We start from the raw sequence: 1,949 nt of genomic DNA, 5'->3' as shown, positions 1-1,949 counted from the left end.
TGCTTGGCGCTCGGCGCGGTGTAGCCGCGCCATTGCTTGTGACAGTTGCGTAAGTCCTGTTTATGAAAACCTTGAAATTTTATGATTAAAACCCAAAATCCCCAATCCAAAATCCAAAATCTAAAATCCAAAATTTCTCAGTCTCCCTATCAAGCATACGTTTATTCTTATCCCCACAAAACAGCTTACCGTCCTTTCACTCCGCCGATATATCTTCCTGAACTTTGGACACAGCAAGATAGACAAGCGCTGTTTCTCTACATCCACATCCCGTTTTGTGAAATGCGTTGTGGTTTCTGCAATTTGTTTACTACAGTCAGCTACAATGAAGATTTTATCAGTCAATATGTCTGCACGATACAGCGACAGGCGCAACGGATGAAAGCGGTGTTGGGTGATGCGTCTTTTGCTAGGTTCGCTATTGGTGGGGGAACTCCGACTCAATTACCCATTCAGCACCTGGAAACTATTCTCGATATTGCTGAAAATACTATGGGTGCAAAGTTGCAGGAAATTCCCATTTCTATAGAAGTTTCACCAGAAACCGCAACACAGGATAAGTTAAAGCTGTTGCGATCGCACTCTGTAGATCGTGTTAGTATTGGTGTCCAAAGTTTCATCGAATCGGAAGTCTTAGCAACCCAGCGCCGTCAATCCAATACTCAAGTAGAAGCAGCTTTAACAAGGATAAAAGAAGCTGGATTTCCGACTTTGAATATTGACCTGATTTACGGTTTACCCGGTCAAACCGTCGATACTTGGTTGCAATCAATACATACTGCTTTGCGCTTTCAACCAGAAGAAATCTATCTGTATCCCTTGTATGTACGGCCGTTAACAGGTTTGGGACGCACAGATAAAGAATGGGACGATATTCGTTTAGCTTGTTACCGCCAAGGGCGATCGCTCTTATTATCGCAAGGATATACCCAGGTTTCCATGCGGATGTTTCAACGACTGGAAGGGGGACAAGGGGGACAAGGAGGACAAGGTAGTAATATTTCTTCCTTGTCTCCCCCCTTTCCCTCATCTCCCCCCTCCCCCATATACTGCTGTCAAGCCGACGGTATGGTTGGTTTAGGTTGTGGCGCACGTTCCTACACCGATAGTTTGCACTACTCCAACGAGTATGCGGTAAGTGCAAAAGGAATCAGTGATATTTTGCAAGCATATATTCAAACACCTGATGAGTTATTTGACTACACGCACTATGGCTTTCAACTAGATACAGATGAACAACGTCGGCGGTATATTCTATTATCTTTGCTTTCTCATGAAGGATTGAATTTGGTTGCTTATCGTCAGCGATTTGGTAGTGATGTGTACGCTGATTTTCCAGAATTATCTGAATTACTGACTTTAAATTTGGCGATAAAAGATGGAGAAATTTTGCAGTTAACTGAATTTGGCATTGAACGTTCTGACACTATTGGCGCGTGGTTATTTTCTAAGAAAGTTCAGAAATTAATGCAGGGTTATGAGTTGAAATAGTAGATTTTTAAATGACCTATATGTTGGCAATGTTTATTAGTGCAGAAGACTTGAGTGATAAATATTTATATTGGTGGTGTTACTTTGCCATTATTTGGTTAATTATGGGTATGCTATTAGAGATTTTAACCGATTCTCGTGGACGCATACACTACGTAGCAGAAAAAGGAGATATTGAAAAAATTAGAAAATTGTTAGATAAGGGTATAGATCCAAATTTCCGTAAAATGATTAATAGTCCCACACCAATTTATTATGCAGCTGCACAAGGACACAGAGAAATCGTAGAAATTTTAATTAACTATGGTGCAGATGTTAATCTAGGGATTGAGGAAGACGATGCTTTTAATCCTCTATTAGCAGCAACAATTAATCAGCATCACGATATTATAGAAACACTAATAACCCAAGTTGCGGGTTATCGAATGATGTGTGCTTGTCACCCCTCAACAATTTAT

Annotated in this window: 2 protein-coding genes; both read left to right on the top strand. The window is 40.7% G+C overall.

Annotated elements, in window-relative coordinates:
* Positions 1-81 precede the first annotated feature (81 nt).
* Positions 82-1,491 carry an STM4012 family radical SAM protein gene (locus BV372_RS33400; protein WP_086691599.1) on the top strand — a complete coding sequence of 470 codons (1,410 nt, stop codon included), beginning with the start codon at positions 82-84 and terminating at the stop codon, positions 1,489-1,491.
* Between the two features lie 11 nt (positions 1,492-1,502).
* Positions 1,503-1,949, top strand: a 447-nt coding sequence (locus BV372_RS33395; protein WP_143845468.1) for an ankyrin repeat domain-containing protein, incomplete at its 3' end; no start/stop codon positions are given.

The organism is Nostoc sp. T09, from assembly GCF_002154695.1.
In the GTDB taxonomy this organism is placed as follows: domain Bacteria; phylum Cyanobacteriota; class Cyanobacteriia; order Cyanobacteriales; family Nostocaceae; genus Aulosira.
This window is presented reverse-complemented; position numbering and strand designations above follow the sequence as displayed.

Excerpts from the sequence above, each read along its gene's own strand:
- BV372_RS33400 (WP_086691599.1), top strand. The coding sequence starts at position 82 with ATGATTAAAACCCAAAATCCCCAATCCAAAATCCAAAATCTAAAATCC.